This window comes from Niveibacterium sp. (genome assembly GCF_041909475.1).
GTDB lineage: Bacteria > Pseudomonadota > Gammaproteobacteria > Burkholderiales > Rhodocyclaceae > Niveibacterium.
The window spans coordinates 197,307-223,646 of record NZ_JAYRDJ010000001.1; the positions used below are offsets into that span (position 1 = coordinate 197,307).

Sequence of the window (26,340 nt, forward strand, 5' to 3'; positions counted from 1 at the left end):
AAGGCGTTGAATTATCGCACGTAAGCTGACCGTGGCGCTCGGCTTCAGGCAGCGTGTTGCGTGCCGCCGGCGACGATGCCCGCGTGCAACAGTGTGGAAACCTCGCCCACGGGCATCGGGCGAGCGAAATAGAAGCCCTGTGCGGAGTGGCAGCCTTCCATCGTCAGGAAGTCCAGTTGCGAGGGCGTCTCGACCCCTTCGGCGATCACGTCGAGCTTCAGGCTGCGCCCGAGCTGCACGATTGCACGGACGATTGCCGCATCGTCCGGATCGTCCGCCACGTCATTGACGAAGCTGCGGTCGATCTTCAGCCGGTCAACCGGGAAACGCTTGAGGTAGGAGAGGCTCGAATAGCCGGTGCCGAAGTCGTCGATCGAGAGCTTCACGCCCAGCGCCTTCAGGTCGTTCATCGTGCGCAAAACCTCCTCGGCGTTGTGCATCAAGAGCGATTCGGTCAATTCAAGTTCGAGCATGCCTGGCGGGATGCCATGGCGGTCCAGCGCGGCACGCACCTTGCCAACAATGTCGGTGCGGCGGAATTGCAGCGCCGAGATATTTACCGCGACGGTGAGTGTGTCGATGCCTTCGTCGCGCCAGCGCCTTGCCTGCGCGCAGGCTTCGCCGAGCACCCACTCGCCGATCGGCACGATCAGGCCGCTTTCTTCCGCCACCGGGATGAAACGTGCCGGCGAGACGTTGCCCAGGACCGGGTTGTTCCAGCGGAGCAGGGCTTCCACACCCAGCAAGCGCGTTGTCGTCAGCTCGACCTGTGGTTGATAGTGCAGTGAGAGTTCGCCGAACTCGAGCGCCTGGCGCAGCGCGTTTTCCATGCGCAGGCGATCGATGGCCGAAAGGTTCATGGCTTCGGTGAAGAAGCGGAATGCGTTACGGCCCGAGTCCTTGGCGTGGTACATCGCCGAGTCGGCGTTCTTCAGCAGGGAGTCGACGTCGACGCCGTCTTCCGGGTAAAGCGCGATGCCGATGCTGGCGCCGGTGGACAAGGTTTGCGCCTGCACGTCGAGCGGCAGTGAAAGCTTGTCGACGATCTTGCGCGCAACGATGCCGACATCCTGCTCGTTCTCCACGCACTCAAGGACGATGAGGAACTCGTCGCCGCCGAGCCGCGCCACGGTGTCGGTGTCGCGCACGCAAGTGCGCAAACGCGCCGCGACCGCGCGCAGTACCTGGTCGCCGAGGGCGTGGCCAAGCGAATCGTTGATGTTCTTGAAGCGATCGAGGTCGAGGAACATCAGCGCGGCCCGCTTGCCGGCACGCAGCGCACGCGCCATCGCTTGTTGCAGTCGGTCGCGCAGCAGCGTGCGGTTGGGCAGGTCCGTCAGCGGGTCGTGGTGTGCAAGCCATTCAAAGCGGGCCTTGCTGGCGCGCTGTTCGGTGACATCCTCGATCGCGCAGATCAATTGTTCCGGCGCGCCGCTTGTGTTGCGCATCATCGACACGGTGGCGCTGACCCACAGCTCGTGGCCGTACTTGTGCTGCAGCCGTGCCTCGAGGCTGAAAGACTGTTGTGCGCCGCTCAGGCACGCTTCCACTTCGGTGCGATAGGCGTCTCGCGCGCCGTTCTCGGTCAGTGCGGCGAAGCTGGTGGCCAACAAGTCGACCGCGCCGTAGCCGGTGATGGCGCAGAAACGCGGATTGACCTGAAGGATTCGGCCATCGAGCGCGAGTATCGCGATGCCGACTGGCGCATTTTCAACGGTCAGGCGGAACCGCGCCTCGCTGTCACGCAAGGCTGCTTCGGCCCGCTTGATGTCGGTCAGGTCGACATCGATGCAGTACATCTCCGGCTCGCCATAGCGGTTGTGCGTCATGACGTGGCTTGAGAACACCGATACCAGCGAGCCGTCCTTGCGCTGCAGATCGAGCTCGCCGGCCGGAATTGGTTCTCCGGTGCGCAACCAGTGCGTGTGCAGTCGCACCACCTCGTCACGCATCGGTTCGGGGATGATCAGCTCTTCCAGCAAGCGCCCACGCACTTCGCTCGCGCTGTAGCCGTACAGGCGTTCGCTCGCGCTGTTCCAGAACACCACGCGGCGTTGCGGGTCGTAGCCCTGGACGGAGATGTTCGGCACCTGCTCCATGACCGCGCGGAAGCGATGCTCGCTGTCGGTCAGGGCATGGTTCAGCGCGCGATCGCTGGTGACGTCGATCATCACGCCGGAAAGGCCGATCGCGTTGCCATCCTCATCGAAGCGCACAACGACCAGGTCGCGGACGAACACCGCATGGCCGCCGGCGTGCACCATGCGGTATTCGATCTCGTAACGGTCGCTCTCGGCCGCGTGTGCCGCATCGAACGCCAGCGCGAAGCCGCGATCGTCCTGATGCAGATGGGCCTGCCAGAATCCAGGCGTGTACCACTCATCCTTCGCGTAACCCAGCAGGGTTTCCGCGTAGGGCGAGACGAAGCGGAACCGCCTTCCCGGCAGGTCCGCTTCCCACATCACCAGGTCCAGCCCCGCTGCGAGCGCAGCGAAGCGATCGTCATTCATGCTTGGGCGCTCCAGCCTCTGTTCGGCGGCCGGGCAAGCTTCCCGGCCCCGCGTCGTATCCGTGTACCTTGCAGGCTATCGTTGACTTTGGCTACCAAAAGCCAAGCTGATTCGAGCGTTATCGGCGCGCCGCGGAAAACCTTGAGGGCCGGGTGTCACCTTTCAGGTGCCGCGCAAACCGCGCGCCCAGCGCTGGTAGATCGCGTCGGCCGCACGCTGGCTCTGTGGCAGCAGGCCAGGTGTCCGTGAGTGGATGTCGGCGACGGACTGGACACCTGGCGATTGACTTGCCGAGATTTCGGCACGGCCCTCGGTGCTGGTGGTCCAGTCCGTGATCTTGTCGGCGGTGATCTCGCAATGAAATTGCATCGCCAGATGCAGCGAGCCGACGCTGAAAGCCTGATGGTGGCAGTGTTCGCTGCTCGCAAGCAGTTGCGCGCCGGCTGGAAGATCGAAGCTGTCGCCGTGCCACTGGAAGATCGGGAAGCGCTCGGCGCCAAACCAGGTGTTCGCGTTGGTCGCGGGATGCGTCGCGATATCGACCCAGCCGATTTCGGCGTGCGGGGCGCGCCGGATCGTTGCTCCGCACGCGCTGGCGAGCAGCTGCCCGCCGAGGCAGTGGCCGAGAACCGGCACGTCAGCGGCCATCGCGGCGCGGATCAGGTGCTCGGTCGCGCGCAGGTGGGGGAGCGGATCGTTCACGCTCATCGGACCGCCGAGCACGCAGAGGCCGGCAAAGCCCGCTACCTGTTCCGGAACTGCATCGCCAGCCCAGATCCGGATGATCTGCAGCGTGTGGTTGTGGCGATCGGCCCAATCCGCGAAGTGGCCGGGGCCATCGTTGGGCACGTTCTGAATGACTGCGATGGGCAAGCGGGCCATGGGTATTTGAAACCTTGCGAGGACGATTGTGCGCGGCTAGACGGGCTACCGGCCTGGATTTTCAAATGGTACTATCGCAACACTAAAACGACGATGTCAAGAGTGCCAATTTGGTGCGTCGGCATCATTGTGGTGCCGAGTCGTCGGTTTGACTTCGCGCCCTGGAGGTTTGATGAGCGATCACGCCTTTCCGTACCTTTCCGCCAGCACCTTCTTGCTGGCGCCTACCCGACAACAGGCCCCGGATCGGCCGTTCTGCGTGGCCGGTGTCGCGTGGGATGGTTCGGTGACGAATCGGCCAGGTGCGCGTTTTGGCCCCTCAGCGATCCGGCGCGCGAGCCAGATGCTGTGCGATGCGGAGCATCCGGTGTTCAACCGCACGCCGCACGGGCAGGTCTGTGACGCGGGCGATCTGATGCTGCCCAACACCAGTCTTGAGACCATGCGCGCGGCGCTGCAGCCGCAAGCGGAGGCCTTGATTGCCGCGCATCGCATGGCGTGGATCGGAGGTGACCATTCGATCACGCTGCCGCTGTTGCGCGCCTACCGCAAGGTGCTCGGGCGGCCGCTGGCACTGGTGCATTTCGATGCGCACTGCGATACCTGGACGGATCATTTCGGTGAGCCCTCCGGTCACGGCACCTGGACCTACGAGGCCTTGCAGGAAGGGTTGGTGATCCCTGAAGCAACGGTGCAGATCGGCATCCGCTCCTCGGGTCAGCACGCGGCACGTGAGTATGTGAACACGGTGGGTGGTCGGGTGTTCACCGCGCGCGAGCTGCGCGGCGCCGAAAGCCCGTCGCAGCTGGCTTTCGTGATCGACGAAATCCGTCGGCGTGTTGCCGCTGCCGGCAATCCGCCGCTCTACCTGTCGCTCGATATCGACTGCCTCGACCCCGCCTTCGCGCCCGGCACCGGTACGCCGGAGCCGGGTGGCATGACTTCGGCTCAGGTGCTGACGATTCTCGAAGAGACGTCCGATTTGCCCTGGGTGGGCATGGACTGTGTCGAAGTCGCGCCGCCGTACGACGTTTCTGAACTCACCACCAACGCCGCTTCCACCTTCCTGTGGACCTGGCTCTCAGGGCAAGCCCGATGAAAACGCTGAACCAGAGACTCTCCGATGATCCGCGCGAGCGCTCGCTGACTTCGAATTCCTACTACCTCGCCAGCGCACCGGCAGCAGGGCCGTGGCCGGCGCTGGCGGGGTCGTCCGAGTGCGATGTGTGCGTGGTGGGGGGCGGCTTTGCTGGCTTGTCCGCCTCGATCGAACTGGCGCGGCGCGGTTTCAGCGTCACCGTGCTTGAGGCGGAACAGGTGGGTTGGGGCGCGTCGGGGCGCAATGGTGGCCAGGCGATCGTCGGCCACGCATCGGACGCACCGATCGAAAATCAGCTCGGCGACGATGCTGCGCGGCAAGCTTGGGCGGTGACCGTGGAGGGCTTGAACCTGATCCGCGAGCGGATTGCGGAGTTCAAGATCGATTGCGACTTCGTGCCGGGCTACAAGTACCTTGCGGTGAACGAACGCAAGGCGCGCGCGCTGCACGAGTGGTTTGAACATGTGACCCACTTCTACAAGCACCCGTACTGGCGCTGGGTTGGGCGCAGCGAAATTGGCGAGCACATTGCCAGTCCGCGCTTTCATTCCGGCTTGCATGACACGCTGTCGGGCCATCTGCATCCGCTCAAGTACTGCAGGGGTCTGGCGCGCGCCGCCGCGAGTCTGGGCGTGCAGATTCACGAGAATAGCCGCGTCGTCGCGATCGAGCGCGGCGAGCGGCCGCTGCTGAAGACTGCGACCGGGCAGGTGCGGGCGCGTTTTGTCGTGCTGGCCGGTAACTCCTATCTGGGTGGGTTGGTGCCGGAACTGCAGCCGCGAATCATGCCGGTCGGGACCTACGTGGTGGCGTCCGAACCGCTCAAGCCCGAACTGGCGGATTCGTTGATTCGCGAGCGCGCTGCGGTATGCGACTCTAACTTCGTGCTCGACTACTTCCGGGTGTCGCCGGACTACCGCGTGATCTTCGGCGGGCGCGTGAGCTACAGCGGCATGACGCCGCCCAACCTCGCTGCCGGCATGAAGCAGCGCATGCTCAAGACCTTCCCGCAGCTTGGCGAGGGGGTGAAGGTGGATTACGCCTGGGGCGGTTTTGTCGACATCTCGATGAATCGCGCACCGGACTTCGGCCGCCTCACGCCCAACATCTACTACCTGCAGGGCTTCTCGGGCCACGGTCTGTCTCTGACCGGCATGGCGGGGCGTCTGGTGGCCGAGGCCATCGCAGGGCAGGCCGGGCGTTTCGATATTTATGCGCGCCTGCGCCATTTGCCGTTCCCGGGGGGCGCGCTATTGCGCACGCCGGCCCTGGTGCTGGGCATGGCCTGGTATCGCCTGCGTGACCTGCTCTGACGAGGAGGCGAGATGGCAGCCAAACTGATCGCGTTTGGCGAGAGCAGCGCCGAACCAGAAGCCTTTGCGCCTGCGCCGGAGCGGGTGCTGAGCGGCAATCCGCAGCAAAGTGCAATCAATCACTACGCCGCTGCGGGTGACCGCCTGCTTGCTGGTGAGTGGCGTTGCGAACCCGGAAGCTGGCGCGTGAGCTATGACCCGGATGAGTATGAGTTCTGCCAGATCCTCGAAGGCCATGTTCGCCTGACCGACGACGCCGGGCCGGTACGGGAGTTCCGTGCCGGCGATGCCTTCGTGATCGAAGCAGGCTTCCGTGGCGTGTGGGAGACGCTGAGCTATTGCCGCAAGCACTACGTTATCTGCCGCTTGCCCTGAGCTGCGCAGCACTCATGTGACGCGGCCACCAGAAGCCGCGGCTGGAGGCGCCGCTTGGATGCGGGCACGGCTGCGCAAGGCTGGAATTGACCATGCAAGGCTACCGAGTGTTGCGGCCAGCATGTCTTTGTGTGCATCCCACATGTCGCCCTGTTGGCCGTTGTAGGACTCGGCATCCTGTGCCGATAGCGTGGCAGCAACCAGCCATTCGAACCATTCATACCAGAGGCTGGTAATCATGATGGCGCTGATCGCCACGACGAAGGAGCGCTTTGCGTTTGTAGCCAATTGCTTTCGGGCATGGCTCATGATCGCGGGTGTTAGGCAGAAGCCGTACAGAAAGTGTACGAGACGGTCGAAGTTGTTCCTCGTCCAGCCCAAACTGTGCTCAAGCGACACGCCAAAGGCGGTTGTAAGCCACTGGTCGTAGGGCACGTTCGAATATAGCCAGCGTGCGGCGATGGAGTGCACCGCAATGAACAGCGCGATCAGGCAGTAGTCTCGGTCGCTCGCGCCGTTACGCTTTACATGTCGCCAAAGAAAGGCGAGGCCAGCTAGGGTCAGCGAACAATGTAGCGCTTGCTCGGCGGGCCAGATCGGATGAATCCATGTGGCACAAAACACGGCGAGCATCAGCGCCGTGGCAGTCCTTTTCGACGGGATCAGAGGCATTTCGGAGTGGAAGGGAGGTGCGCTTCGCGGCTGGCGACACGCGGTGCGGTGGACTAACTCTCGCTGTTGTTGATGTGTTCCTGCGCCTGCATGAACATCTGCCGGAAACGCATCGGGTCCGCGATGTGCAGAATCGGCGCTTGGGCTACGCCAGCGCCTGAAATGACCAGAGAGCCGAAGTTGAGCATGCGTCCGAGCACGCTCTGATCCACCTGAATGCTCTCAACCTTCGAAAGGTTGATCTCGATGGTGCGCCGGCTGATGAAGCCGAACTTGGCAATGACACGCTTGTTGGTGATGGCGAGTTCGGTAGAGCGGCTGCGCACCCACGCGACGACCCAGAAGATCAGGCCGACGCCGAACGCCGGCAACAGCAGCAGTCCGAGCAGGATGGTGCCGGTTTGCGACCACAGGCTGATGCGGCCAATGTGAACGACGTGTTCGCCCGGGGTGAGGGCATCGTTGATGTAGCGGGTCATGGGTTTGGTGTCGCAGAGAAGGGGAAGCCCTGCGCGTGGCACGCTGGGTTGGTCAAGCAGGCACGCCGCCGTGGGCGACAGCCTTTATCCAAGGCAGGGCACTGTGGGCGTGCCCTGCCTTGGGTGTTTCAGCCGCCGCGCATCTTGCGGCGGGTTTCGTAGCGCTCTTGCGCTTCGACACTGAAGGTGGCGGTCGGGCGGGCGATCAGGCGTGCTACGCCGATCGGTTCGCCGGTTTCTTCACACCAGCCATATTCACCGTTATCGATGCGCTGGATCGCTTCGTCGATCTTGTGCAGCAACTTGCGCTCGCGATCGCGTACGCGTAGTTCCAGCGTGTGATCTTCTTCAACCGAGGCGCGGTCCGACGGATCAGGTGTCGCCTCGTTGTCACGCAGGTGAGTCGTGGTGTCCTTGGCCGATGCGAGCAGCGCATCGCGTTCCTGGATGAGGCGCGCGCGGAAGAAGGCCAGTTGCCGCGGCGACATGTAGTCGTCCTCCGGTGCGGCGAGCATCTCTTCCTGAGTCGGTAGCGTGCGCGGGGCGTCGAGGGTTTCGTTCATGGTTTTCCTCCTGTTGGCGCTTTGTTCCGGAAACCGGCCCGTTTCGGGGCCGCAATCCGGCTGATTCGGTGGCGCTTGGCTATTGCTGCAATGTTTGTCTCGCCGCGTCTTGGCACCATACACCACAAGCGTGTTCCGGCGTGCGGTGTGTGTTGCATGATTACCTTATCCGTACCCATGTGTGATGTATCTGTGGCGCGTCAAATGCCGGCGATGGCTTGTACTGCCTAACGCCGGACTGCCGAAGCCGCTTTCACGACGTTGCCGAGCAGGCGCCCGTAATAGGCGATCTTGTCGGTGGGTACATAGGCGTAGCCGACGACAAGGCCGCGTTCCTTTTCGGCGCCGAGATAGTAAGTGGATAGCGCCCGCACATGCAGGCCTTGTTCCGCAGCCTCCTCGGCAAGTCGCTCGTCGTCGGTGCCAGGCGGCAACTGGATCACCAGATGCAGGCCCGAGTCCTCTTTGGAGAGCGTGGCAGCGTTGCCCAGGATCGGCTTGAGCGTGCGTTGCAGCAATTCACGGCGTTGGCCGTAAAGCTGCCGGATGCGTCGTACATGGGTGGCGAAGTGGCCCTGCTCAAGAAAGTCCGCCAGCGCGGCTTGCTGCATCATCTGGCCGGGCCGTTGCAGGTCGTAGAGCGCACTGCGGAACGGGGCCACCAGCGCAGGTGGCACCACCATGTAGCCGACCTTGATACCGGGGTAGAGGATCTTCGAGAAGGTGCCCATGTACACGACACGGTCGTGTGTATCGAGCCCCTGCAGCGAGGACAGTGGACGCCCGGTGTAGCGGAACTCGCTGTCGTAATCATCTTCAAGGATCCACGCGCCGGTGCGCGCGGCGATGTCGAGCAGCAGGCGTCGGCGCGCAAGGCTCATCACCACGCTCTTCGGATACTGGTGCGAGGGCGTCAGGTAAATCAGGCGTGGTGGCTTGTGCTGATCCTCGGCCGTGGGGTTCATGCCCTCGTCGTCCACCCGAACCGGGTGCAGATCCAGATCGCGTGATTCGAACACCCGCTGTGCGCCCCAGTAGCAGGGGTCTTCAACCCATGCGGTGTCGCCGGCGTCGGCCAGTAGTTGCGCGCACAGATCCAGTGAGTGCTGCGTGCCGCCGGTGATCAATACCTGATCTACGGTCACGCGCACCGAGCGCGATACCCGCAGGTAATCGGCGATCGCGCGTCGCAGTGGCAGGTAGCCGCCGTTCTGGCCGTAGTCCAGCAGTTCCGGCCGCGCCTCACGCCAGTACTTGTTCTGCAGACGCTGCCAGAGCTTGATCGGGAACACCGAAAAGTCGTCGTCGCCCGGCACGAAGGGCTGGATTTCGTAGCGGTGGCCGGAAGCGTGGTCCGCAACGCGTTGCCCACGCACCGACAAGGTCGCTGTGACAGTGGTGCCTTCTTGTGGTGCATGTTGCGGTGCAATGGCACCATTGTGATGCGAATTTTTCGATTGTCGCTCCGGTGCCAATTCTTCGGTTGCCGGTTCGGGCAAGGTATCTGCCACGAAAGTGCCGCTGCCGGTACGGGAGCTGACATAGCCTTCGGCGAGTAATTGCTCGAAAGCGGTCACAACGGTATTTCTGGAAAGCCCTAAATCCCTTGCTAGATCTCGCGTTGACGGCAACTTGCTGCCGACGGGAAGGCGGCGGGAGAGGATCGCGCTGCGAATCGCCTCGTACAAACGACGATGACGCGGCACGTTTCCTGCGCGGGCGCTCTGGTCCATTTCGGCCAGGATTAAATCGGCAATCGGCAGAGAGCTCACGGTGGCACCATCGAAAACGACAAAGTGGTGCTTTCCATAATACCAAAACGCGCTACATTGTCACTACCAATTGGATGGTGCAGCGACCACACTACACAGGTGGTGTGCGACGGGCGAGCGAGGGGGGAGACCATGCTTGTAGGCGTAACCAAAGAAATCAAAAACCACGAGTACCGTGTTGGCCTGACGCCTGCAGGCGCGGCCGAACTGGTACGTAGTGGCCATCAGGTGTTGGTGCAGACGCTGGCGGGGGCCGGGGTTGGATTCACCGACGCGCAGTACGAAGCCGCCGGCGCCCGAATCGCGCCGGATGCGGCCACCGTCTTTGCCGACGCGGAGATGGTGGTGAAGGTGAAGGAGCCGCAGCCGGATGAATGCCGCGCGCTGCGCCCCGGTCAGGTCCTGTTTACTTATCTGCACCTGGCGCCGGACCCTGAGCAGACACGCTTGCTGGTGGATTCGGATGCGGTGGCAATCGCCTACGAGACGGTGACCGATGACCGCGGTGGCCTGCCCTTGCTGGCGCCGATGAGCGAGGTGGCGGGGCGGATGGCGATTCAGGCTGGCGCGAAGGCGCTGGAGAAGTCGCAAGGTGGTTCCGGTGTGTTGCTGCCCGGTGTGCCCGGTGTGCCGGCGGCCAAGGTGCTGGTGCTCGGCGGCGGCGTCGTCGGTGTGAATGCGGCGCGTGTCGCGATGGGCATTGGCGCTCAGGTCACGATCCTCGACGTGTCGCTCAACCGCCTCAAGGAACTCGACGCCCTTTACGGCCCGCGCCTGCAGACGCTGTATTCGAACCGCGCCAACCTCGAAGACGCACTGTGCGAAGCGGATCTGGTGATCGGCGCGGTGCTGATCCCCGGTGCGGCCGCACCCAAGTTGATTACGCGCGACATGCTGGCACTGATGAAGCCCGGTTCGGTGATCGTGGATGTGGCGGTGGATCAGGGCGGCTGTGCCGAAACGACGCATGCCACCACCCACCAGGACCCGACCTACATCGTCGATGGCGTGGTGCATTACTGCGTTGCCAACATGCCTGGTGGCGTTGCGCGCACTTCTACGCTCGCGCTGACCAATGCCACTTTGCCCTTCGTACTGCAGCTCGCCAACAAGGGCTATCGCCGCGCCTTGCAGGACAACAAGCACCTGCGCAACGGTCTGAACATCCACCGCGGCAAGGTGAACTGCGAGGCGGTGGCGCGCGAGCTGGGCTACACCTACCACGCCGAATTCTGACCACGAAACCTGCCGATGAAGAAGCCAATCGTCCTCGTTCCAGCCTGCAGCAAGATGCTCGGTGCGCACCCGTTCAACGCTGTCGGCAAGAAGTACCTCGATGCCGTGGCCTTGGCCGCGGATTGCCAGCCGCTGCTGATCCCGGTGCTGGGCGATACGCCTGATCTCGATGCGCTGCTCGATATCGCCGATGGCGTGATGCTGACCGGCTCGGTATCCAACGTGCATCCGGCGCATTTCGATCAGGTGGTGCGCAATCCGGCGCTGCCGCTCGATCCGGCGCGTGACGCCGTAACGCTGCCGCTGAGCCGCCGTGCGATCGCGCGTGGCGTACCGCTGTTCGCGATCTGCCGTGGCTTCCAGGAAATGAACGTGGCTTTCGGCGGCTCGCTGCATCAGGCGGTACACGAAACGCCGGGCTACATGGATCACCGCGAGGACAAGACAGCGTCGGTCGAGGTGCAGTACGCCGAAGCCCACCCGGTCACCTTGTCCGGCCGCCTGGCCGAGATCGTCGGCGCCACCCGTGTCGGCGTGAATTCGGTGCATGGCCAGGGGATCGATCGCCTCGCCGATGGTCTGGTGGCCGAAGCGTTGGCTGACGATGGCCTGGTCGAGGCCTTCCGCGTAGCGGGATCCGAGGCCTTCGCCCTCGGCGTGCAATGGCACCCGGAATGGAAGGCCACCGAGAACCCGGTATCGACACGGATATTCGCTGCGTTTGGCGACGCTTGTCGCGAACGGATGCAGACACGGAGCGCGTGATGAACCGTGAGTCCCGATTCGTCGTCTGGTTGGCTTACCTGCCCTAGGGCCGCTTGCCAGCCAGCGGGCTGGCGGCGAGCCCGAACCCCGGCAAAGGGGCCGATCGCCGCATGCGACGAAACCACAGAGACCGACTATGACTTTGCGTGAAAACTTTTCCCATCAGGACATGGAGCGCTGGCTCGACGAGAAGCGCGTGACCGAACTGGAATGTCTGGTGCCCGACCTCACCGGTGTGGCGCGCGGCAAGATCCTGCCGCGCGAGAAGTTCACCCAGGACCGCGGCATGCGCCTGCCCGAGGCGGTGGTGGCGGGCACCGTGACCGGTGAGTATCCCGACAAGGATGAGGGCTACAACGGTGTGATCTCGGGCAATGACCGCGACATGGTCTTGCTGCCTGACCCCGCGACTGTGCGCCTGGTGCCGTGGGCAGCAGACCCGACTGCGCAGGTGATTCACGACTGCTACTTCTCGAACGGCACGCTGGTGGACTTCGCGCCACGCAGCGTGTTGCGCCATGTGCGAGACCTCTACACCGAGATGGGCTGGAAGCCGGTGATCGCGCCCGAGCTGGAGTTCTACCTGATCGCCCGTGCGCCGGACCCCGATATTCCGCTGCGCCCGCCGGTTGGCCGCAGCGGCCGCTCCGAAACCAGTCGCCAGGCGTATTCGATCGACGCGGTGAACGAGTTCGATCCGCTCTTCGAAGACATCTACGACTACTGCGACGCGATGGAGCTGGACGTCGACACGCTGATCCACGAAATCGGCGCCGGCCAGATGGAGATCAACTTCCTGCACAACGAACCGCTCGGGCTCGCCGACAAGGTGTTCTTCTTCAAGCGCACGCTGCGTGAGACCGCGCTGCGCCACGACATGTACGCCACCTTCATGGCCAAACCGATGGCCGGCGAGCCGGGTTCTGCGATGCATGTGCACCAGAGCGTGGTGGATGCGAAGACCGGCGAGAACATCTTCAGCAACCCGGATGGCACCGCCTCGAAGGCCTTCTATCACTACATCGGTGGGCTGCAGAAATACCTGCCCGCGTGCATGGCGCTGATGGCGCCGTACGTGAATTCCTATCGTCGCCTGGTGCGGCATACCGCCGCGCCGATCAACGTGCAGTGGGGCGCGGATAACCGCACCGTAGGCCTGCGCGTGCCGCACTCCGATCCGAAGAACCGCCGCGTCGAGAACCGTGTTATCGGCGCCGACGCGAATCCCTACCTCGCTTTTGCTGCCACGCTGGCCTGTGGCTACCTCGGCATCAAGGAGCAGATCGAGCCGACGCCGGAAGCCAGCGGCAGCGCGTATGACTCCGACTACCAGTTGCCGCGCAGCCTCGCCGAGGCGCTCGACCTGCTGCGTGGCTGCGAGCCGCTGCGCAAGGTGATCGGCGAGCGCTTCGTCACCGTGTATTCGGCGGTGAAGGATCACGAATACGAAGAGTTCATGCGCGTGATCAGCCCTTGGGAACGTGAGCACCTGTTGCTGCATGTCTGATCGACCCTGCTGACGCGCACCGCGTGGTGCGCATCGGGCCCGTCTTGTCTGCGAGAGCATTCGAAGGAATACGAAACCATGAACATGAACGAAAACACCCGGGTGGATACCGAGGCGATCCAGGCGATCGACGGTGCGCACTACCTGCACCCCTTCACCGACAACCAGGCGCTGGGCCAGAAGGGCGCGCGCGTGATGGTGAAGGGCGAGGGAATCTACGTGTGGGATTCCGAGGGCAACAAGATCCTCGATGGCATGTCGGGCTTGTGGTGCGTGAATGTGGGCTACGGCCGCAAGGAGCTCGCCGACGCGGCCTACAAGCAGTTGCTGGAGATGCCGTACTACAACAGCTTCTTCCAGACCACCAACGTGCCGGCAGCGCAGCTCGCCAAACTGCTGACCGAGGTGACGCCGCCGCAGTTCAACCATGTGTTCTTCTCGGGTTCCGGCTCCGAAGGCAACGACACGGTGGTGCGCATGGTGCGCCGCTACTGGGATCTGCTCGGTCAGCCGCAGCGCAAGGTGATCATCAGCCGGCACAACGCCTACCACGGCTCGACGATGTGTGGCGCCTCGCTGGGTGGCATGAGCGGCATGCACGCACAAGGGGATCTGCCGATCCCCAATATCGTGCATATCGAGCAGCCCTATTGGTACGAGAACGGCCGCGACATGGATCCGGATACGTTCGGTTTGAAGGCAGCGGGCTGGCTGGAAGAGAAGATTCTCGAACTGGGGGCCGACAAGGTGGCGGCCTTCATCGGCGAGCCGGTGCAGGGGGCGGGTGGCGTGATCATTCCGCCGAAGACCTATTGGCCCGAGATCCAGCGCATCTGTGACAAATACGGAATCCTGCTGGTTTCCGACGAAGTGATCTGTGGCTTCGGCCGCCTCGGCGAGTGGTGGGGTTGCGAGAAGTTCGGCTACAAGCCGGATCTGATGACCTTCGCCAAGGGCGTCACCTCTGGCTATGTGCCACTTGGGGGCGTGATGGTGGGCGACCGCATCGCAAAGGTGCTGCTGGAAAAGGGCGGCGAGTTCAATCACGGCTACACCTACTCCGGGCACCCGGTGGCGTGCGCGGTGGCGCTGGAGAACATCGACATCGTTCGCCGCGAACACCTTGTCGAACAGGTACGCGACGAGACTGGCCCCTATCTCAAGGAAAAATTCGAAGCCTTGGCCGACCACCCGCTGGTGGGCATCGCAGAAACCTGCGGACTCGTAGCCGGATTGGTGCTGGTGAAGAACAAAACGACGCAGGAAGCCTTCGATCCTGCACTGGAAGTGGGCATGGTCTGCCGCGGCCACATGTTCGGCAACGGCATGATCATGCGCGCGGTGGGCGATCGCATGATCATCGCGCCGCCGCTGGTGATCACCAAGGCGCAGATTGACGAAATGGTCGCCCTGATCCGCAGCTGTCTCGATAAAACCCATGCGGATCTGAAGGCGCGCAACTGGATCTGATCGCAGCTCATTTTGTGCAGGTGCACGGGTCCGATTTTTGCTAAGTTGTCGTCACATACCCGGCCGTACGTTCGCAAGCGCTTGGACGGCCGGGCTTGAAGTACCGATTTCATGTCCGCCACTCGTTTTTCAGCCACCCGGAGGCTTCCAATGAAAGTGTTCTCGAGCCGCAACCTCAAGCGATGTGCGGTCGGCATGTTCACCACGCTGGCCCTCGCCGCCCACGCGGAAGAAGAGAAAGTCCTGAACGTCTACAACTGGTCCGACTACATCGCGGAAGACACGCTCAAGAATTTCGAGAAGGAAACCGGCATCAAGGTCCGTTACGACAATTTCGACAACAACGAAATCGTCCATGCCAAGCTGGTGGCTGGCAAAACGGGCTACGACGTGGTGGTGCCGTCCTCCTACTGGGCGAAGATCCAGGCCGACGGTGGCCTGTTGATGAAGCTGGACAAGAGCAAGCTGCCAAACCTGAAGAACCTTGACCCGGACTTTCAGGCCGCACTTGCCAAGCTCGATCCGGGCAATCAGTTCATGGTGAACTGGCTGTGGGGCTACACCACCGTCGGCATCAACGTGGACAAGGTCAAGGCTGCGCTGGGCAACATGCCGATGCCGGAAAACGCCTGGGATCTGGTCTTCAAGCCTGAGTACATCTCCAAGCTCAAGAGCTGCGGCGTGTCCTTCCTCGATTCCGCTACCGAAGTGGTGCCGGCTGCGCTGCACTACCTTGGCAAGCCGGCCTACAGCAAGAACGTGGCTGATTACGGCCAGGTGCCGGCGCTGCTCAAGAGCATCCGCCCGTACGTGACGCTGTTCAGCTCATCGGGCTACATCAACGACATGGCGAACGGCTCGATCTGCCTGTCGCTCGGCTGGTCCGGCGACATCAACATCGCGCGCCAGCGTGCCATCGACGGCAAGACTGGCCAGAACATCCAGGCACTGATTCCGAAGACCGGCGGCATCGTCTTCATGGACACGATGGTCATCCCGGCCGACGCACCGCACCCGGACAACGCGCACAAGTTCATCAACTACATCATGCGCCCTGAAGTGCATGGCAGCCTGACGAACAAGGTGTTCTACGCGAATCCGAACAAGGAATCGAAGAAGTTCGTGAAGCCCGAAGTGGCCAGCAACCCGACGGTGTTCCTGAGCGACGCCGACATGAAGAAGATGGCCATGCCGGATGCGATCAACAACGACATCCGTCGCCAGATGACGCGCATCTACACGTCGTTCAAGACCGGCCTGTAAGCCCAACTGAACGAGACGGAACGGAGGGAGGGGAATGGTGGTTTCGCAAGCACCGGCGTTTCTTCAGATCAAGGACGTCGTAAAGGACTTTGGCGGCGTGAAGGCGGTCAATCACGTCAGCATCGACATCGCCAAGGGAGAGATTTTCGCGCTGCTCGGATCGAGCGGCTGCGGCAAGACGACGCTCTTGCGGATGCTTGCGGGATTCGAAACCCCGACCTCCGGGCGCATCATCCTTAATGGCCATGATCTGGCGGGTCTGCCGCCCTATCTGCGGCCGATCAACATGATGTTCCAGTCTTACGCGCTGTTCCCGCATCTTTCGGTGGAGGAGAACGTCGCCTTCGGCTTGAAGCGCGACGGCATGCCGAAGGATGACATCGCCGCGCGCGTCGAGAAGATGCTCAAGCTGGTTCAGCTATCCAAGTACGCCAAGCGCAAGCCGCATCAGCTTTCCGGCGGCCAGCAGCAGCGTGTGGCGCTGGCGCGCAGCCTCGCCAAGCGGCCGGATCTGTTGCTGCTCGACGAGCCGCTCGGTGCGCTGGACAAGAAGCTGCGCGAGGAAACGCAGATCGAGCTGGTCAACATCATCGAGCAGGTCGGTGTGACGGTGGTGATGGTGACGCACGATCAGGAAGAGGCGATGACCATGGCCTCGCGCATCGCGATCATGAGCGAGGGCAACATCCTACAGATCGGCGCACCGAGCGAAGTGTACGAAACGCCGGCGAACCGGTTCGTCGCGGACTTCATCGGAAACGTGAATCTGATGGACGGCACGCTTGTTGATGACAACCCGGATCACGTCATCATCGAGTGCGCCGACTGCAAGCACTACGTCGGCCACGGCATTACCGGTAACGAAGGCATGCCAGTTTCGGTGGCGGTTCGTCCGGAGAAGATCCACGTCACCCGGGAACGCCCGGAAGGCGAATACAACCATGTGCGCGGCACGATCAAGGACATGGTGTATTTCGGCAGCCACACCGTCTACCACATCCAGCTAGGCAGTGGCCTTGTGCTCAAGGTCAGCGAGAGCAACATCGCGCGCCATCGCGATGATCCGCTGACCTGGGGCGATGAGGTGTGGGCCAGCTGGACGCCGTTGTCGCAGGTTGTGCTCACGCAGTGAAGGGCGCGCGATGAGACCCCAATCTTTCCTCGCGCGCATGCGCAAGTCGAAGCTGCTCAGCGGACGCACGGCGGTCATCGGCGTGCCTTACGCCTGGCTGCTGGTGTTCTTCCTGCTGCCCTTCCTGATCGTGATGAAGATCAGCGTCTCAGAAATGGAGACGGTGCACTTCAAGGATCTGCTGGTCTACAAGGATGGGCTGTTGCAACTGACCCTGAAGTTCAGCAACTACGAATTCATTGCCGAAGACCCGCTGTACTTCAAGACCTATCTCGCAAGTCTGAAGTACGCCGCGATCACGACGCTGCTGTCACTGCTGATCGGCTATCCGTTTTCTTACTTCATGGCGCGCGCCAAGCCCTCACTGCAACCCGCGCTGTTGATGATGGTGATGCTGCCGTTCTGGACTTCCTTTCTGCTGCGGGTGTACGCATGGAAGGGCTTGCTGGGTGAGAACGGCTGGGTCGCGAATCTGCTCGAATGGCTGCATATCGACCACTTGCTGGTTGCTGCGGGCCTGATCCCGGCGCTGGGCAAGTTCATGAACACACCGTTCTCGCTGGTGCTGGGCATGGTCTACACCTATCTGCCCTTCATGATCCTGCCGCTCTACGCGAACCTCGCGAAGATGGATCTGCGCCTGCTCGAAGCCGCGGCCGACCTGGGTGCCACACCCTGGACCACCTTCTGGAAGATCACCGTGCCGCTCTCCAAGGCCGGCATCATCGCCGGCTCCATGCTGGTGTTCATCCCCTGCGTGGGCGAGTTCGTGATCCCGGAACTGCTCGGCGGGCCCGAGACGCTGATGATCGGTCGCGTGCTGTGGGACGAGTTCTTCTCGAACAACGACTGGCCGATGGCCTCTGGCGTTGCCGTGGTGATGATTCTGCTCATCATCGTGCCGCTGGCGATCTTCAACAAGTACCAGGCTGAAGCGCAGGAGGCCCGCTGATGAATGGCAAGAAGCCGCCGATCTTCGGCGAAACCTTCAATCGCCGGTTCGGCAAGGCGTGGCTGGCGGGGGGCTATGCCTTCCTCTATCTGCCGATCGTGGCACTGGTGATTTACTCGTTCAACAACTCGCCGCTGCCGACCACCTGGGGGGGCTTCACCTTCAAGTGGTACGGCAAGCTGATGAGCGATACCGAGATGCTCACCGGCTTCTGGCTGTCGCTGAAAGTGGCGTTCTTTACCGCCTGCGCGTCGGTGGTGATTGGCATGTTCGCTGCCTTCACGCTAGTCAAGTACAAGCGCTTCTTCGGCCGCACGATCTTCACCGGCATGGTCAACGCGCCGCTGGTGATGCCCGAGGTGATCATCGGCCTCTCGCTGCTGCTGATGCTCGTGTCGGTGCAGCACTGGCTGGGCTTCCCCGAGCGCGGCGCGATGACGATCTGGATGGGGCACCTGCTGTTGGGCCTGGCCTACGCCACGGTGGTGATTCAGGCGCGCCTGCAGGATCTGAACCCGCAGATCGAAGAGGCCGCGATGGATCTGGGTGCTAAGCCACACCAGGTGTTCTTCCTCGTCACGATGCCGATGATCGCGCAGGCGCTGGCCTCGGCCTGGCTGCTGACCTTCACGTTGTCGCTCGACGATGTGGTGCTGTCGGCCTTCTTGTCTGGCCCCGGCTCCACGACGATGCCTCTGGTGATCTTCTCGCGCGCACGCCTTGGCCTTAACCCCAGCGTCAACGCCGTGGCCACCGTGATCATCGCTGTCGTATCGATTGCCGTGATCACTGCCAGCTACCTGATTGCACGTGCGGAGCGCCGCCGCGCCCGCGAAATGGCCGCCGCCCAGCGCGCGTCCTGACCCATTCACCAGACCCAACAGATTTCACCCAAGAGGAGAGCCCGATGAATGCCTTGAAGGTCACCACGCTGGCACTGGCATTGGCCGCCGCGTTTCCGGTTGTCGCGCAGGCCCAGTCGAACAAGGAGCTGCTCAACGAGTTGCGCGCGCTCCAGAAGCGGGTCGGCGAACTCGAACAGAAGCTCAAGGCCGAGGAGGCGAAGAGCGCCGCAGCGCCGACAGCCGCAGCTGCTGCGCCGGCCGCAGAGCCGGTGCAGCCGGGCATGACGCCGGACCAGCAGGCCGAGTTCAACCGCATCGCGGTGAAGGCCGAGGCGCTGGAAGACGCACGCGATGCATCCGGCCTGCGTGGCCTGAAGATCAGCGGCTATGTGGACCCGACCTTCATCTACAACCAGCGCCAGGATCGCGCCGGCTTCCAGTTCCTGAACCAGGTGGGTGACGACGGCTACAACTACGATAATGGCTACTTCGGCATGGGCCAGCTCGACATCCAGAAGGAAATGGATGGCGGCACGAAATGGCGCCTGACCTTGCAGCCCAACCGTGGTGTGGGTGAAGTGTTCAGCGCCGGCAACATCGTTGCCGAGGCCTCCGTGTCGGTGCCACTGACTGACCTGCAGACGCGCTTCATCGCCGGCCAGATTCCGGACTGGTCCGGTTACGAATACCTGCCCGGCACGCAGAACAAGCTGATCACCCACAACCTGCTGTTCGACTTCACGCTGCCGACCGCCTACACCGGCGCCGGTCTGGAGCTCACCAGCGGCAAGTGGATCGTTAAAGGCCTGCTCGCGAACATGAACGCGAGCAAGAAGAACAGCGGTAACAAGGCACCGGTGCTCGCCTATCGCGTTGATTACGCGAAGGGCGAATTCAACGGCTTCGGCTTCGCCGGCGTGCATGGCAAGGCGGCCAACTTCCGCGCTGATGAGACTGACGCGGCGGGTGATCTCGTCTATCCGGACGATTCTGGCAAAGACACCGCCCTCAACCTGTTCGAGCTCGACGGCTACTTCATCCGCGGGGACTGGACAGTGCAGGGCCAGGTGTCGTTCGGCCAGCAGAAGAAGGCTGCGATCTACGCCAATGCCGACACCGGCGAATTGCAGGATGCCCGTTGGTGGGGCCTCTCCGGCCTTGCGGCGTACAAGTTCACGCCGCAGCTCGAAGGCATCATGCGTGCCGACTACATCAACAACAGCAAGAACGGTGGTGGTCTGCTCGGCTACACCTTCTCCGATGGCCGCAACGGCATCGGCCCGGGCTTCGTCTATGACGACGCCTCCGGCACCTGGAGCGAGGATCCGGACAGCAAGGGTTCCAACCGCTATGCGCTCACGTTCGGGCTTGGCTATGCGTTCAACCTGAACACCGTGTTCAAAATGGAATACCGCTACGACGGGTCGAACAAGCATGTGTTCGAGAACGTGAAGGACGGGTCCTACAAGAAGGACAACCAGTTGTTCGGGGTCGCAACGGTGGTTTCGTTCTGATCCCTCGCCGGCCGCCTCGTTGGGGGGCGGGGCGGCCGGTATTTTCGCGCCGGGCGGGCGTCCGGCGCGGCTTAATGCGCTGACGGATAAATCTCATGGAACTGCAACGCAAGGACCTGCTGCGCCAGCAGGCCTATATCGACGGCCGCTGGTGTGACGCCGACAGTGGACAGACTGCCGAGGTCATCAACCCTGCGACGGGGGAGAAACTGGGGACGATACCGATGGCCGGTGTCGCTGAAACGCGTCGTGCGATCGAGGCCGGCCGCGTCGCACAGAAAGCCTGGGCGGCGAAGACCGCCAAGGAGCGTGCGGCGGTCCTGCGCCGCTGGTTCGACCTGATGATGAAGCACCAGGACGATCTCGCGCGCATCCTCACCGCCGAGCAGGGCAAGCCGTTTGCCGAGGCGAAGGGTGAGATCGCCTACGGCGCCTCGTTCATCGAATGGTTTGCCGAAGAGGGCAAGCGCATCTACGGCGATACGATTCCGCAGCATCAGGCCGACAAGCGTCTGCTCGTGATCAAGCAGCCGATCGGCGTGTGCGCGGCGATCACGCCGTGGAACTTTCCGAACGCGATGATCACGCGCAAGGCTGGCCCGGCGCTCGCCGCCGGTTGCGCGATGGTGCTCAAGCCTGCGACCCAGACACCCTTCTCGGCACTCGCACTGGCAGTGCTGGCCGAAGAGGCGGGGCTGCCGGCGGGGCTGTTCAGCGTCATCACTGGTTCGTCGACCGAAATCGGCGGCGAAATGACCAGCAACCCGACGGTCGCGAAGCTCAGCTTCACCGGTTCCTCCGAGGTGGGTCGCATCCTGATGCGCCAGTCGGCCGACACCATCAAGAAGCTCTCGCTCGAACTCGGCGGCAACGCACCCTTCATCGTGTTCGATGACGCCGATCTCGACCAGGCCGTCGAAGGCGCGCTGATCTCCAAGTTCCGCAACACGGGGCAGACCTGCGTGTGCGCCAACCGCCTCTTCGTGCAGGAGGGCGTGTATGACGCCTTCGCCGCCAAGCTCGCCGCGAAGGTCGCCGCGATGAAGGTCGGCAACGGCATGGAGGACGGCGTGCAGCAAGGTCCGCTGATCGACACCAAGGCGCTCGCCAAGGTCGAGGAGCATGTCAGCGATGTGCTCGCTGCAGGCGGCGCGGTGGCGACCGGCGGCAAGCGCCATGCGCTGGGCCGCACCTTCTACGAGCCGACGGTGCTGACCGGCGTGACCCGCGACATGAAGATCTTCCGCGAAGAGACCTTCGGCCCGGTCGCTCCGCTGATCAAGTTCAAGGACGAGGCAGACGTCATCGCCATGTCCAACGATACCGAGTTCGGTCTCGCCAGCTACTTCTACAGCCGCGACATCGGCCGCATCTTCCGCGTCGCCGAAGCGCTGGAGTACGGCATGGTCGGGGTCAACACCGGCCTGATTTCGAACGAGCTTGCGCCCTTCGGCGGTGTGAAGCAGTCCGGGTTGGGCCGCGAAGGTTCGAAGTACGGTATCGAGGACTATCTCGAGATCAAGTACATCTGTCTCGGCGGCATCGACCGCTGAACGCTCACGCATGAACCTACTGCGCGGCCCGATCCTGAAGCTGTGATGCTCGCCGTACATCTCGTACGGCTGTGCTTCTCGCTTCAGCCTCGAACCGCTCGCGACGGTTTCTGCACGAGCGTGCCGTGTTAGGAATCCGGAAAGCACAGGAATTGAAGTCATGACGACACAACAGAACTCCTGGACCGAGATGGCCGGCCGCATGAAGTTCGACGGCCGCGCGTTGATCAACGGTGAGCGCGTCTCTGCCGTGAGTGGGCAGACTTTCGAATGCAATTCGCCGGTCGATGGGCGTTATCTCGCTGCTGTTGCGCGGGGCGACGCGGCGGATATCGATGCCGCGGTGAAGGCCGCGCGTGCCGCGTTCGAGGATCGTCGCTGGGCCGGGCTGTCGCCGCGTTCGCGCAAGCAGATCATGGTTCGCTTTGCGGACCTGATCCTCGCGCACAAGGACGAACTGGCGCTGACTGAGACGCTGGACATGGGCAAGCCGATCCGCAATGCCCGCGCCACCGACGTCAACGCCTGCGCCAACACGATCCGCTGGTATGGCGAGGCGATCGATAAGATCTACGACGAGATCGCGCCGACGAGCGACAGCGCACTGGCGCTGATCACCCGCGAGCCTGTCGGTGTGGTTGGTGCCATCGTGCCGTGGAACTACCCGATGCTGATGGCCTCGTGGAAGATCGCGCCGGCGCTGGCGTCGGGCAACAGCGTGGTGCTGAAGCCTTCCGAGAAGTCGCCGCTCACGGCGCTGCGCCTCGCCGAGCTGGCTCTCGAAGCGGGCATCCCGCCCGGCGTGTTCAACGTCGTGCCGGGCTTCGGCCACGAAGCCGGCAACGCGCTGTCGCTGCACATGGATGTCGACTGCATCGCCTTCACCGGCTCCACGCGCGTCGGCAAGCTCATCATGGTCAATGCCGGGCAGAGCAACCTCAAACGCGCCTGGACCGAGCTGGGCGGCAAGTCGCCCAACATCGTCTGCGCCGACTGCCCGGATCTGGATCGCGCGGTTGCGTCCTCGATCGGCTCGATCTTCTACAACCAGGGCGAGAGCTGCAACGCGCCCTCGCGCCTCTTCGTCGAGCGTTCGATCAAGGATGCCTTCATCGAACGCGCGCTGGCGCTGATGCCCAAGTACGCCCCAGCCGACCCGCTCGCCGACGACACGGTGATGGGCGCGCTGGTCGATCGCACGCAGCTCGACACGGTGATGCGCTACATCGACGCCGGCCGCAAGGAGGGCGCCAAGGTGCTCTCTGGCGGTGAACAGGCCCGCGCCGAAACCGGCGGCTACTACGTGGCGCCGACGCTGTTCGATGGCGTGCTCAACGACATGACGATCGCCCGCGAGGAGATCTTCGGGCCGGTGCTGTCGGTGCTTGCCTTCGACACCGTCGAGGAGGCGATCCAGCAGGCCAACCAGACGATCTATGGCCTGCAGGCCGGCGTGTGGACGCGCGACATCAACAAGGCGCACCGCATCGCTCGCGCGCTGCGTGCTGGCACCGTGCATGTGAACCAGTACGACGAGGACGACATCACCGTGCCCTTCGGCGGCTACAAGCAGTCGGGCAACGGGCGCGACAAGTCGCTGCACGCGATCGACAAGTACACCGAACTCAAGACGACCTGGATCGGTCTCGAATGAACAGCAGGAATCTGAACATGCCAAGCAACAAGGAACTTCACGAACGCCGTCTCGCTGCCACGCCGCGTGGCATCGCCGTCGGCAATTCGTTCTTCGTCGAGCGCGCCGAGAACGCCGAACTGTGGGATGTGGAAGGGCGTCGCTACATTGACTTCGGTGGCGGCATCGCCGTGCTGAATACGGGGCATCGTCACCCGAAGGTGATGGCCGCCGTCGAGGCGCAACTCAAGCAGTTCACGCACACCTGCTACCAGGTCGTGCCCTACGAGAGCTACGTCACCCTGGCCGAGAAGATCAACCAGCTGACACCGGGCACCCACGCGAAGAAAACCGCCTTCTTCTCCACCGGCGCCGAGGCGATCGAAAACGTCATCAAGATCGCGCGGGCGGCGACCAAGCGCTCGGGCATCATCGCGTTCTCCGGCGCCTTCCATGGCCGTTCGATGTTTGCCTGCTCGCTGACCGGCAAGGTCGTGCCTTACAAGGTCGGCTTCGGCCCCTTCCCGGGCGAGGTCTTCCACGCACCGTTCCCGATCCCGCTGCACGGCGTGAGCGTGCAGGACTCGCTCGACTACATCCAGCACCTGTTCAAATCGGACATCGAGCCGGCGCGCGTCGCCGCGATCATCCTAGAACCGGTGCAGGGTGAGGGCGGTTTCTACCAGGCGCCGGTCGAGTTCATGGTCGCGCTGCGCAAGCTGTGTGACGAGCACGGCATCCTGCTGGTCGTGGATGAAGTGCAGACCGGCTTCGGCCGCACCGGCAAGTGGTTTGCGATGGAGCATTACCCGGTGCTCCCGGACATCATGACTATGGCCAAGAGCATGGCCGGCGGCACAACGCTGTCGGCGGTGTGCGGTCGCGCCGAGATCATGGATGCACCGTTGCCCGGCGGCCTGGGCGGCACCTACGCCGGCCACCCGTTGGCGGTAGCTGCGTCGCATGCGGTGATCCAGGTCATCGAAGAGGAAGGCCTCCTGGCGCGCTCCAACGTACTCGGCGAGAAGCTAAAGGGCTTCCTCAACGAGATGCGCGCCAAGGTGCCGCAGATCATCGATGTGCGCGGACCGGGTTCCATGATCGCCGTCGAGTTCAACGACCCCGCCACCGGCAAGCCGGATGCCGACTTCACCAAGCGCGTGCAGGCCAAAGCGCTGGAGAAGGGCCTGATCCTGCTGACTTGCGGCGTGTACGGCAACGTGCTGCGCCTGCTGTATCCGCTGACGACGCCCGACGCGATCTTCGACGAGGCGCTCGGCATCCTCGCCGACGCGCTGACCAGCGCCTGAGCCCGCGCCCGCAGACCGGAGTGATAGCTATGCCCCAGTCCGAAGGCAATAGCGCTGGCGAGATCCAGATGCTCAAGGCGCGCCTGAACGATCAGGGCGTGCGCTATGTGTTCGCCCAGTTCACCGACATTCAGGGCGTCGCCAAGGGCAAGACGATTCCCTTGTCGCACCTGGAAGACGTGTTCGCGCCCGGCGCCGGGTTTTCGGGCCCGTCGATCTGGGGCACCGGCCTGCCTCGGCACGGCGCGCGTTCCGAGTATTACGGCCGCGGCGATCTTGCAACGGCGCAAGTGCTGCCCTGGCTGCCGGGCCACGCACGCATCGTGTGCGACGGCTACGTTGGTGGCGAGCCCTTCGCGCTGTGCCCGCGGCAAATCCTGCGCCGGCAGGTCGAGCGCCTTGCCGCGCGTGGCTGGACGCTCAACGCCGGGCTGGAGCCGGAGTTCTTCCTGCTGCAACGCAACGCCGATGGCAGCGTACGCCCGGCCGATGCGCACGACCATCTTGAAAAGCCCTCATACGACTACAAATCGCTGACCCGTCAGCAGACCTTTCTCGGCGCGCTCACCGATGCGCTGCAGACATGCGGGCTGGATGTATTCCATATCGACCATGAAGATGCGAGCGGCCAATACGAACTGAACTACCACTACAGCGACGCGCTCGCGGCGGCGGACCGTTTCATGCTGTTCAAGATGGCGGCGCATTCGATCGCCGAGTCGCTGGGCATGGTCTTCTCGATGATGCCCAAGCCCTTTGCGAACATGCCGGGAAGCGGCCTGCATTTTCACCTGTCGATCGCCGACGAAACGGGGGGCGCGGTATTCACTGATCGCAGCGATGCGCAGGGGCTCGGGCTGTCACAGACGGCGTACCACTTCCTTGGCGGGCTGTTGCATCACGCGCCCGCGCTCGCTGCGCTGTGCGCGCCGACGGTGAATTCCTACAAGCGGCTGGTGGTCGGCGAGTCCTTGTCCGGCACGACCTGGGCACCAGCCCACATCGGCTATGGCGACAACAACCGCACCACGCTGGTTCGCGTTGCGCATTCGCGGCTGGAATGGCGGCTGCCGGATGCCTCTGCAAATCCTTACCTGGCACTTGCCGGGGTGATCGCTGCGGGGCTCGATGGTGTCGAGCGCGGCCTGGCGCCTGGGGCTCCGGTGGCCGACGATCTGTACGAACTGATGCTGCCGGAGCTACGCGTACGTGGTATTGCCCACTTGCCGCAGAATCTGGGCGAAGCCGTGACAGCGCTGGAGTCCGACGCGCTGCTTGGCGATGCGCTGGGTTCGGCCTTCACCGCCGAGTTCTGCCGATTCAAACGGATGGAGTGGGTGGAGTACTCGCGCGCGGTACATGCGTGGGAGACGGAACGCTACGCTGAGCGTTTCTGAGGACAATTCCACTTCACGGCGCGGGGGGGGGGGGGGGGGGGGGGGCCCCCGGCCCCCCCCCCCCCGCCCCCCCCCGCCGGCGGGGGGGGGGGGGGGGT

Annotated in this window: 22 protein-coding genes; 16 read left to right on the forward strand and 6 right to left on the reverse strand. The window is 63.3% G+C overall.

The annotated features are described in order from the left end of the window. Window positions 1-44: 44 nt before the first annotated feature. On the reverse strand, window positions 45-2,510 hold the full coding sequence (locus tag ACE3P0_RS00905) for an EAL domain-containing protein (RefSeq protein WP_374398907.1): 2,466 nt from the start codon (window positions 2,508-2,510) through the stop codon (window positions 45-47). Between the two features lie 162 nt (window positions 2,511-2,672). Continuing rightward, on the reverse strand, window positions 2,673-3,392 hold the full coding sequence (locus ACE3P0_RS00910; protein ID WP_374398909.1) for a type 1 glutamine amidotransferase: 720 nt from the start codon (window positions 3,390-3,392) through the stop codon (window positions 2,673-2,675). 172 nt (window positions 3,393-3,564) lie between these two features. Between ACE3P0_RS00910 and speB the strand changes: the two genes are divergently transcribed. From speB to ACE3P0_RS00925, 3 genes are read left to right on the forward strand one after another with little or no spacing between them, the layout of a single operon-like run. Further along, the gene (speB, locus tag ACE3P0_RS00915) at window positions 3,565-4,491 is read left to right on the forward strand and encodes an agmatinase (protein WP_374398911.1); all 927 of its coding nucleotides are present in this window, start codon (window positions 3,565-3,567) and stop codon (window positions 4,489-4,491) included. Beyond that, complete coding sequence (locus ACE3P0_RS00920; protein WP_374398913.1) at window positions 4,488-5,804, forward strand: NAD(P)/FAD-dependent oxidoreductase; 1,317 nt, start codon at window positions 4,488-4,490, stop codon at window positions 5,802-5,804. The genes speB and ACE3P0_RS00920 overlap by 4 nt, the downstream gene beginning before the upstream one ends. A 12-nt stretch (window positions 5,805-5,816) precedes the next feature. Further along, window positions 5,817-6,179: a cupin domain-containing protein gene (locus ACE3P0_RS00925; RefSeq protein WP_374398915.1), complete on the forward strand. Its 363-nt coding sequence runs from the start codon at window positions 5,817-5,819 to the stop codon at window positions 6,177-6,179. Between the two features lie 12 nt (window positions 6,180-6,191). Here ACE3P0_RS00925 and ACE3P0_RS00930 read toward each other — a convergent pair whose 3' ends face one another. The 4 genes from ACE3P0_RS00930 to ACE3P0_RS00945 form a co-directional block, all read right to left on the reverse strand. After that, a complete protein-coding gene (locus ACE3P0_RS00930; protein WP_374398917.1) occupies window positions 6,192-6,851 on the reverse strand; it encodes a DUF2238 domain-containing protein in 660 nt (219 codons plus the stop codon). A 53-nt stretch (window positions 6,852-6,904) separates the two neighbouring features. Beyond that, window positions 6,905-7,330: a PH domain-containing protein gene (locus tag ACE3P0_RS00935; protein ID WP_374398919.1), complete on the reverse strand. Its 426-nt coding sequence runs from the start codon at window positions 7,328-7,330 to the stop codon at window positions 6,905-6,907. A gap of 128 nt (window positions 7,331-7,458) precedes the next feature. Further along, a complete protein-coding gene (dksA, locus tag ACE3P0_RS00940) occupies window positions 7,459-7,893 on the reverse strand; it encodes an RNA polymerase-binding protein DksA (protein WP_374398921.1) in 435 nt (144 codons plus the stop codon). A 227-nt stretch (window positions 7,894-8,120) separates the two neighbouring features. After that, entirely contained in the window at window positions 8,121-9,626 is a 1,506-nt protein-coding gene (locus ACE3P0_RS00945; RefSeq protein ID WP_374399358.1) for a PLP-dependent aminotransferase family protein, read from the reverse strand. 171 nt (window positions 9,627-9,797) lie between these two features. Here ACE3P0_RS00945 and ald point away from each other — a divergent pair, with 171 nt between their 5' ends. The 13 genes from ald to glnT all read left to right on the forward strand — a co-directional run bounded on the left by ald (window position 9,798) and on the right by glnT (window position 26,242). Further along, complete coding sequence (ald, locus tag ACE3P0_RS00950) at window positions 9,798-10,901, forward strand: alanine dehydrogenase (RefSeq protein WP_374398923.1); 1,104 nt, start codon at window positions 9,798-9,800, stop codon at window positions 10,899-10,901. A gap of 15 nt (window positions 10,902-10,916) precedes the next feature. Next, window positions 10,917-11,666, forward strand: coding sequence for a gamma-glutamyl-gamma-aminobutyrate hydrolase family protein (locus ACE3P0_RS00955; RefSeq protein WP_374398925.1), 750 nt, complete (start codon window positions 10,917-10,919; stop codon window positions 11,664-11,666). A gap of 136 nt (window positions 11,667-11,802) precedes the next feature. Further along, the gene (locus tag ACE3P0_RS00960) at window positions 11,803-13,173 is read left to right on the forward strand and encodes a glutamine synthetase family protein (protein ID WP_374398927.1); all 1,371 of its coding nucleotides are present in this window, start codon (window positions 11,803-11,805) and stop codon (window positions 13,171-13,173) included. 78 nt (window positions 13,174-13,251) lie between these two features. After that, on the forward strand, window positions 13,252-14,643 hold the full coding sequence (locus ACE3P0_RS00965; protein WP_374398929.1) for an aspartate aminotransferase family protein: 1,392 nt from the start codon (window positions 13,252-13,254) through the stop codon (window positions 14,641-14,643). A 150-nt stretch (window positions 14,644-14,793) separates the two neighbouring features. Then, window positions 14,794-15,906, forward strand: coding sequence for a polyamine ABC transporter substrate-binding protein (locus ACE3P0_RS00970; protein WP_374398931.1), 1,113 nt, complete (start codon window positions 14,794-14,796; stop codon window positions 15,904-15,906). A gap of 34 nt (window positions 15,907-15,940) precedes the next feature. Then, window positions 15,941-17,038, forward strand: a complete 1,098-nt coding sequence (locus ACE3P0_RS00975) for an ABC transporter ATP-binding protein (RefSeq protein ID WP_374398933.1) — start codon at window positions 15,941-15,943, stop codon at window positions 17,036-17,038. Window positions 17,039-17,048: 10 nt separating this feature from the next. Next, complete coding sequence (locus ACE3P0_RS00980) at window positions 17,049-17,990, forward strand: ABC transporter permease subunit (protein ID WP_374398935.1); 942 nt, start codon at window positions 17,049-17,051, stop codon at window positions 17,988-17,990. Further along, window positions 17,990-18,853 (forward strand): ABC transporter permease, encoded by an 864-nt coding sequence (locus ACE3P0_RS00985; RefSeq protein WP_374398937.1) that lies wholly within the window; start codon window positions 17,990-17,992, stop codon window positions 18,851-18,853. The genes ACE3P0_RS00980 and ACE3P0_RS00985 overlap by 1 nt, the downstream gene beginning before the upstream one ends. Before the next feature lie 44 nt (window positions 18,854-18,897). Beyond that, window positions 18,898-20,349 carry a DUF3138 family protein gene (locus ACE3P0_RS00990; RefSeq protein WP_374398939.1) on the forward strand — a complete coding sequence of 484 codons (1,452 nt, stop codon included), beginning with the start codon at window positions 18,898-18,900 and terminating at the stop codon, window positions 20,347-20,349. A 95-nt stretch (window positions 20,350-20,444) separates the two neighbouring features. After that, on the forward strand, window positions 20,445-21,902 hold the full coding sequence (gabD, locus tag ACE3P0_RS00995) for an NADP-dependent succinate-semialdehyde dehydrogenase (RefSeq protein ID WP_374398941.1): 1,458 nt from the start codon (window positions 20,445-20,447) through the stop codon (window positions 21,900-21,902). Window positions 21,903-22,062: 160 nt separating this feature from the next. After that, complete coding sequence (locus ACE3P0_RS01000; protein ID WP_374398943.1) at window positions 22,063-23,556, forward strand: aldehyde dehydrogenase; 1,494 nt, start codon at window positions 22,063-22,065, stop codon at window positions 23,554-23,556. 17 nt (window positions 23,557-23,573) lie between these two features. Next, entirely contained in the window at window positions 23,574-24,845 is a 1,272-nt protein-coding gene (gene gabT / locus ACE3P0_RS01005; protein ID WP_374398945.1) for a 4-aminobutyrate--2-oxoglutarate transaminase, read from the forward strand. Between the two features lie 29 nt (window positions 24,846-24,874). Continuing rightward, window positions 24,875-26,242: a type III glutamate--ammonia ligase gene (gene glnT / locus ACE3P0_RS01010; RefSeq protein WP_374398947.1), complete on the forward strand. Its 1,368-nt coding sequence runs from the start codon at window positions 24,875-24,877 to the stop codon at window positions 26,240-26,242. The last annotated feature ends 98 nt before the right edge of the window (window positions 26,243-26,340 follow it).

What these genes read in the sequence shown, in the direction of transcription:
- ACE3P0_RS00905 (WP_374398907.1), bottom strand. Translation starts at nt 2,510, where the DNA reads ATGAATGACGATCGCTTCGCTGCGCTCGCAGCGGGGCTGGACCTGGTG.
- ACE3P0_RS00910 (WP_374398909.1), bottom strand. Translation starts at nt 3,392, where the DNA reads ATGGCCCGCTTGCCCATCGCAGTCATTCAGAACGTGCCCAACGATGGC.
- speB (WP_374398911.1), top strand. Translation starts at nt 3,565, where the DNA reads ATGAGCGATCACGCCTTTCCGTACCTTTCCGCCAGCACCTTCTTGCTG.
- ACE3P0_RS00920 (WP_374398913.1), top strand. Translation starts at nt 4,488, where the DNA reads ATGAAAACGCTGAACCAGAGACTCTCCGATGATCCGCGCGAGCGCTCG.
- ACE3P0_RS00925 (WP_374398915.1), top strand. Translation starts at nt 5,817, where the DNA reads ATGGCAGCCAAACTGATCGCGTTTGGCGAGAGCAGCGCCGAACCAGAA.
- ACE3P0_RS00930 (WP_374398917.1), bottom strand. Translation starts at nt 6,851, where the DNA reads ATGCCTCTGATCCCGTCGAAAAGGACTGCCACGGCGCTGATGCTCGCC.
- ACE3P0_RS00935 (WP_374398919.1), bottom strand. Translation starts at nt 7,330, where the DNA reads ATGACCCGCTACATCAACGATGCCCTCACCCCGGGCGAACACGTCGTT.
- dksA (WP_374398921.1), bottom strand. Translation starts at nt 7,893, where the DNA reads ATGAACGAAACCCTCGACGCCCCGCGCACGCTACCGACTCAGGAAGAG.
- ACE3P0_RS00945 (WP_374399358.1), bottom strand. Translation starts at nt 9,626, where the DNA reads ATGGACCAGAGCGCCCGCGCAGGAAACGTGCCGCGTCATCGTCGTTTG.
- ald (WP_374398923.1), top strand. Translation starts at nt 9,798, where the DNA reads ATGCTTGTAGGCGTAACCAAAGAAATCAAAAACCACGAGTACCGTGTT.
- ACE3P0_RS00955 (WP_374398925.1), top strand. Translation starts at nt 10,917, where the DNA reads ATGAAGAAGCCAATCGTCCTCGTTCCAGCCTGCAGCAAGATGCTCGGT.
- ACE3P0_RS00960 (WP_374398927.1), top strand. Translation starts at nt 11,803, where the DNA reads ATGACTTTGCGTGAAAACTTTTCCCATCAGGACATGGAGCGCTGGCTC.
- ACE3P0_RS00965 (WP_374398929.1), top strand. Translation starts at nt 13,252, where the DNA reads ATGAACATGAACGAAAACACCCGGGTGGATACCGAGGCGATCCAGGCG.
- ACE3P0_RS00970 (WP_374398931.1), top strand. Translation starts at nt 14,794, where the DNA reads ATGAAAGTGTTCTCGAGCCGCAACCTCAAGCGATGTGCGGTCGGCATG.
- ACE3P0_RS00975 (WP_374398933.1), top strand. Translation starts at nt 15,941, where the DNA reads ATGGTGGTTTCGCAAGCACCGGCGTTTCTTCAGATCAAGGACGTCGTA.
- ACE3P0_RS00980 (WP_374398935.1), top strand. Translation starts at nt 17,049, where the DNA reads ATGAGACCCCAATCTTTCCTCGCGCGCATGCGCAAGTCGAAGCTGCTC.
- ACE3P0_RS00985 (WP_374398937.1), top strand. Translation starts at nt 17,990, where the DNA reads ATGAATGGCAAGAAGCCGCCGATCTTCGGCGAAACCTTCAATCGCCGG.
- ACE3P0_RS00990 (WP_374398939.1), top strand. Translation starts at nt 18,898, where the DNA reads ATGAATGCCTTGAAGGTCACCACGCTGGCACTGGCATTGGCCGCCGCG.
- gabD (WP_374398941.1), top strand. Translation starts at nt 20,445, where the DNA reads ATGGAACTGCAACGCAAGGACCTGCTGCGCCAGCAGGCCTATATCGAC.
- ACE3P0_RS01000 (WP_374398943.1), top strand. Translation starts at nt 22,063, where the DNA reads ATGACGACACAACAGAACTCCTGGACCGAGATGGCCGGCCGCATGAAG.
- gabT (WP_374398945.1), top strand. Translation starts at nt 23,574, where the DNA reads ATGCCAAGCAACAAGGAACTTCACGAACGCCGTCTCGCTGCCACGCCG.
- glnT (WP_374398947.1), top strand. Translation starts at nt 24,875, where the DNA reads ATGCCCCAGTCCGAAGGCAATAGCGCTGGCGAGATCCAGATGCTCAAG.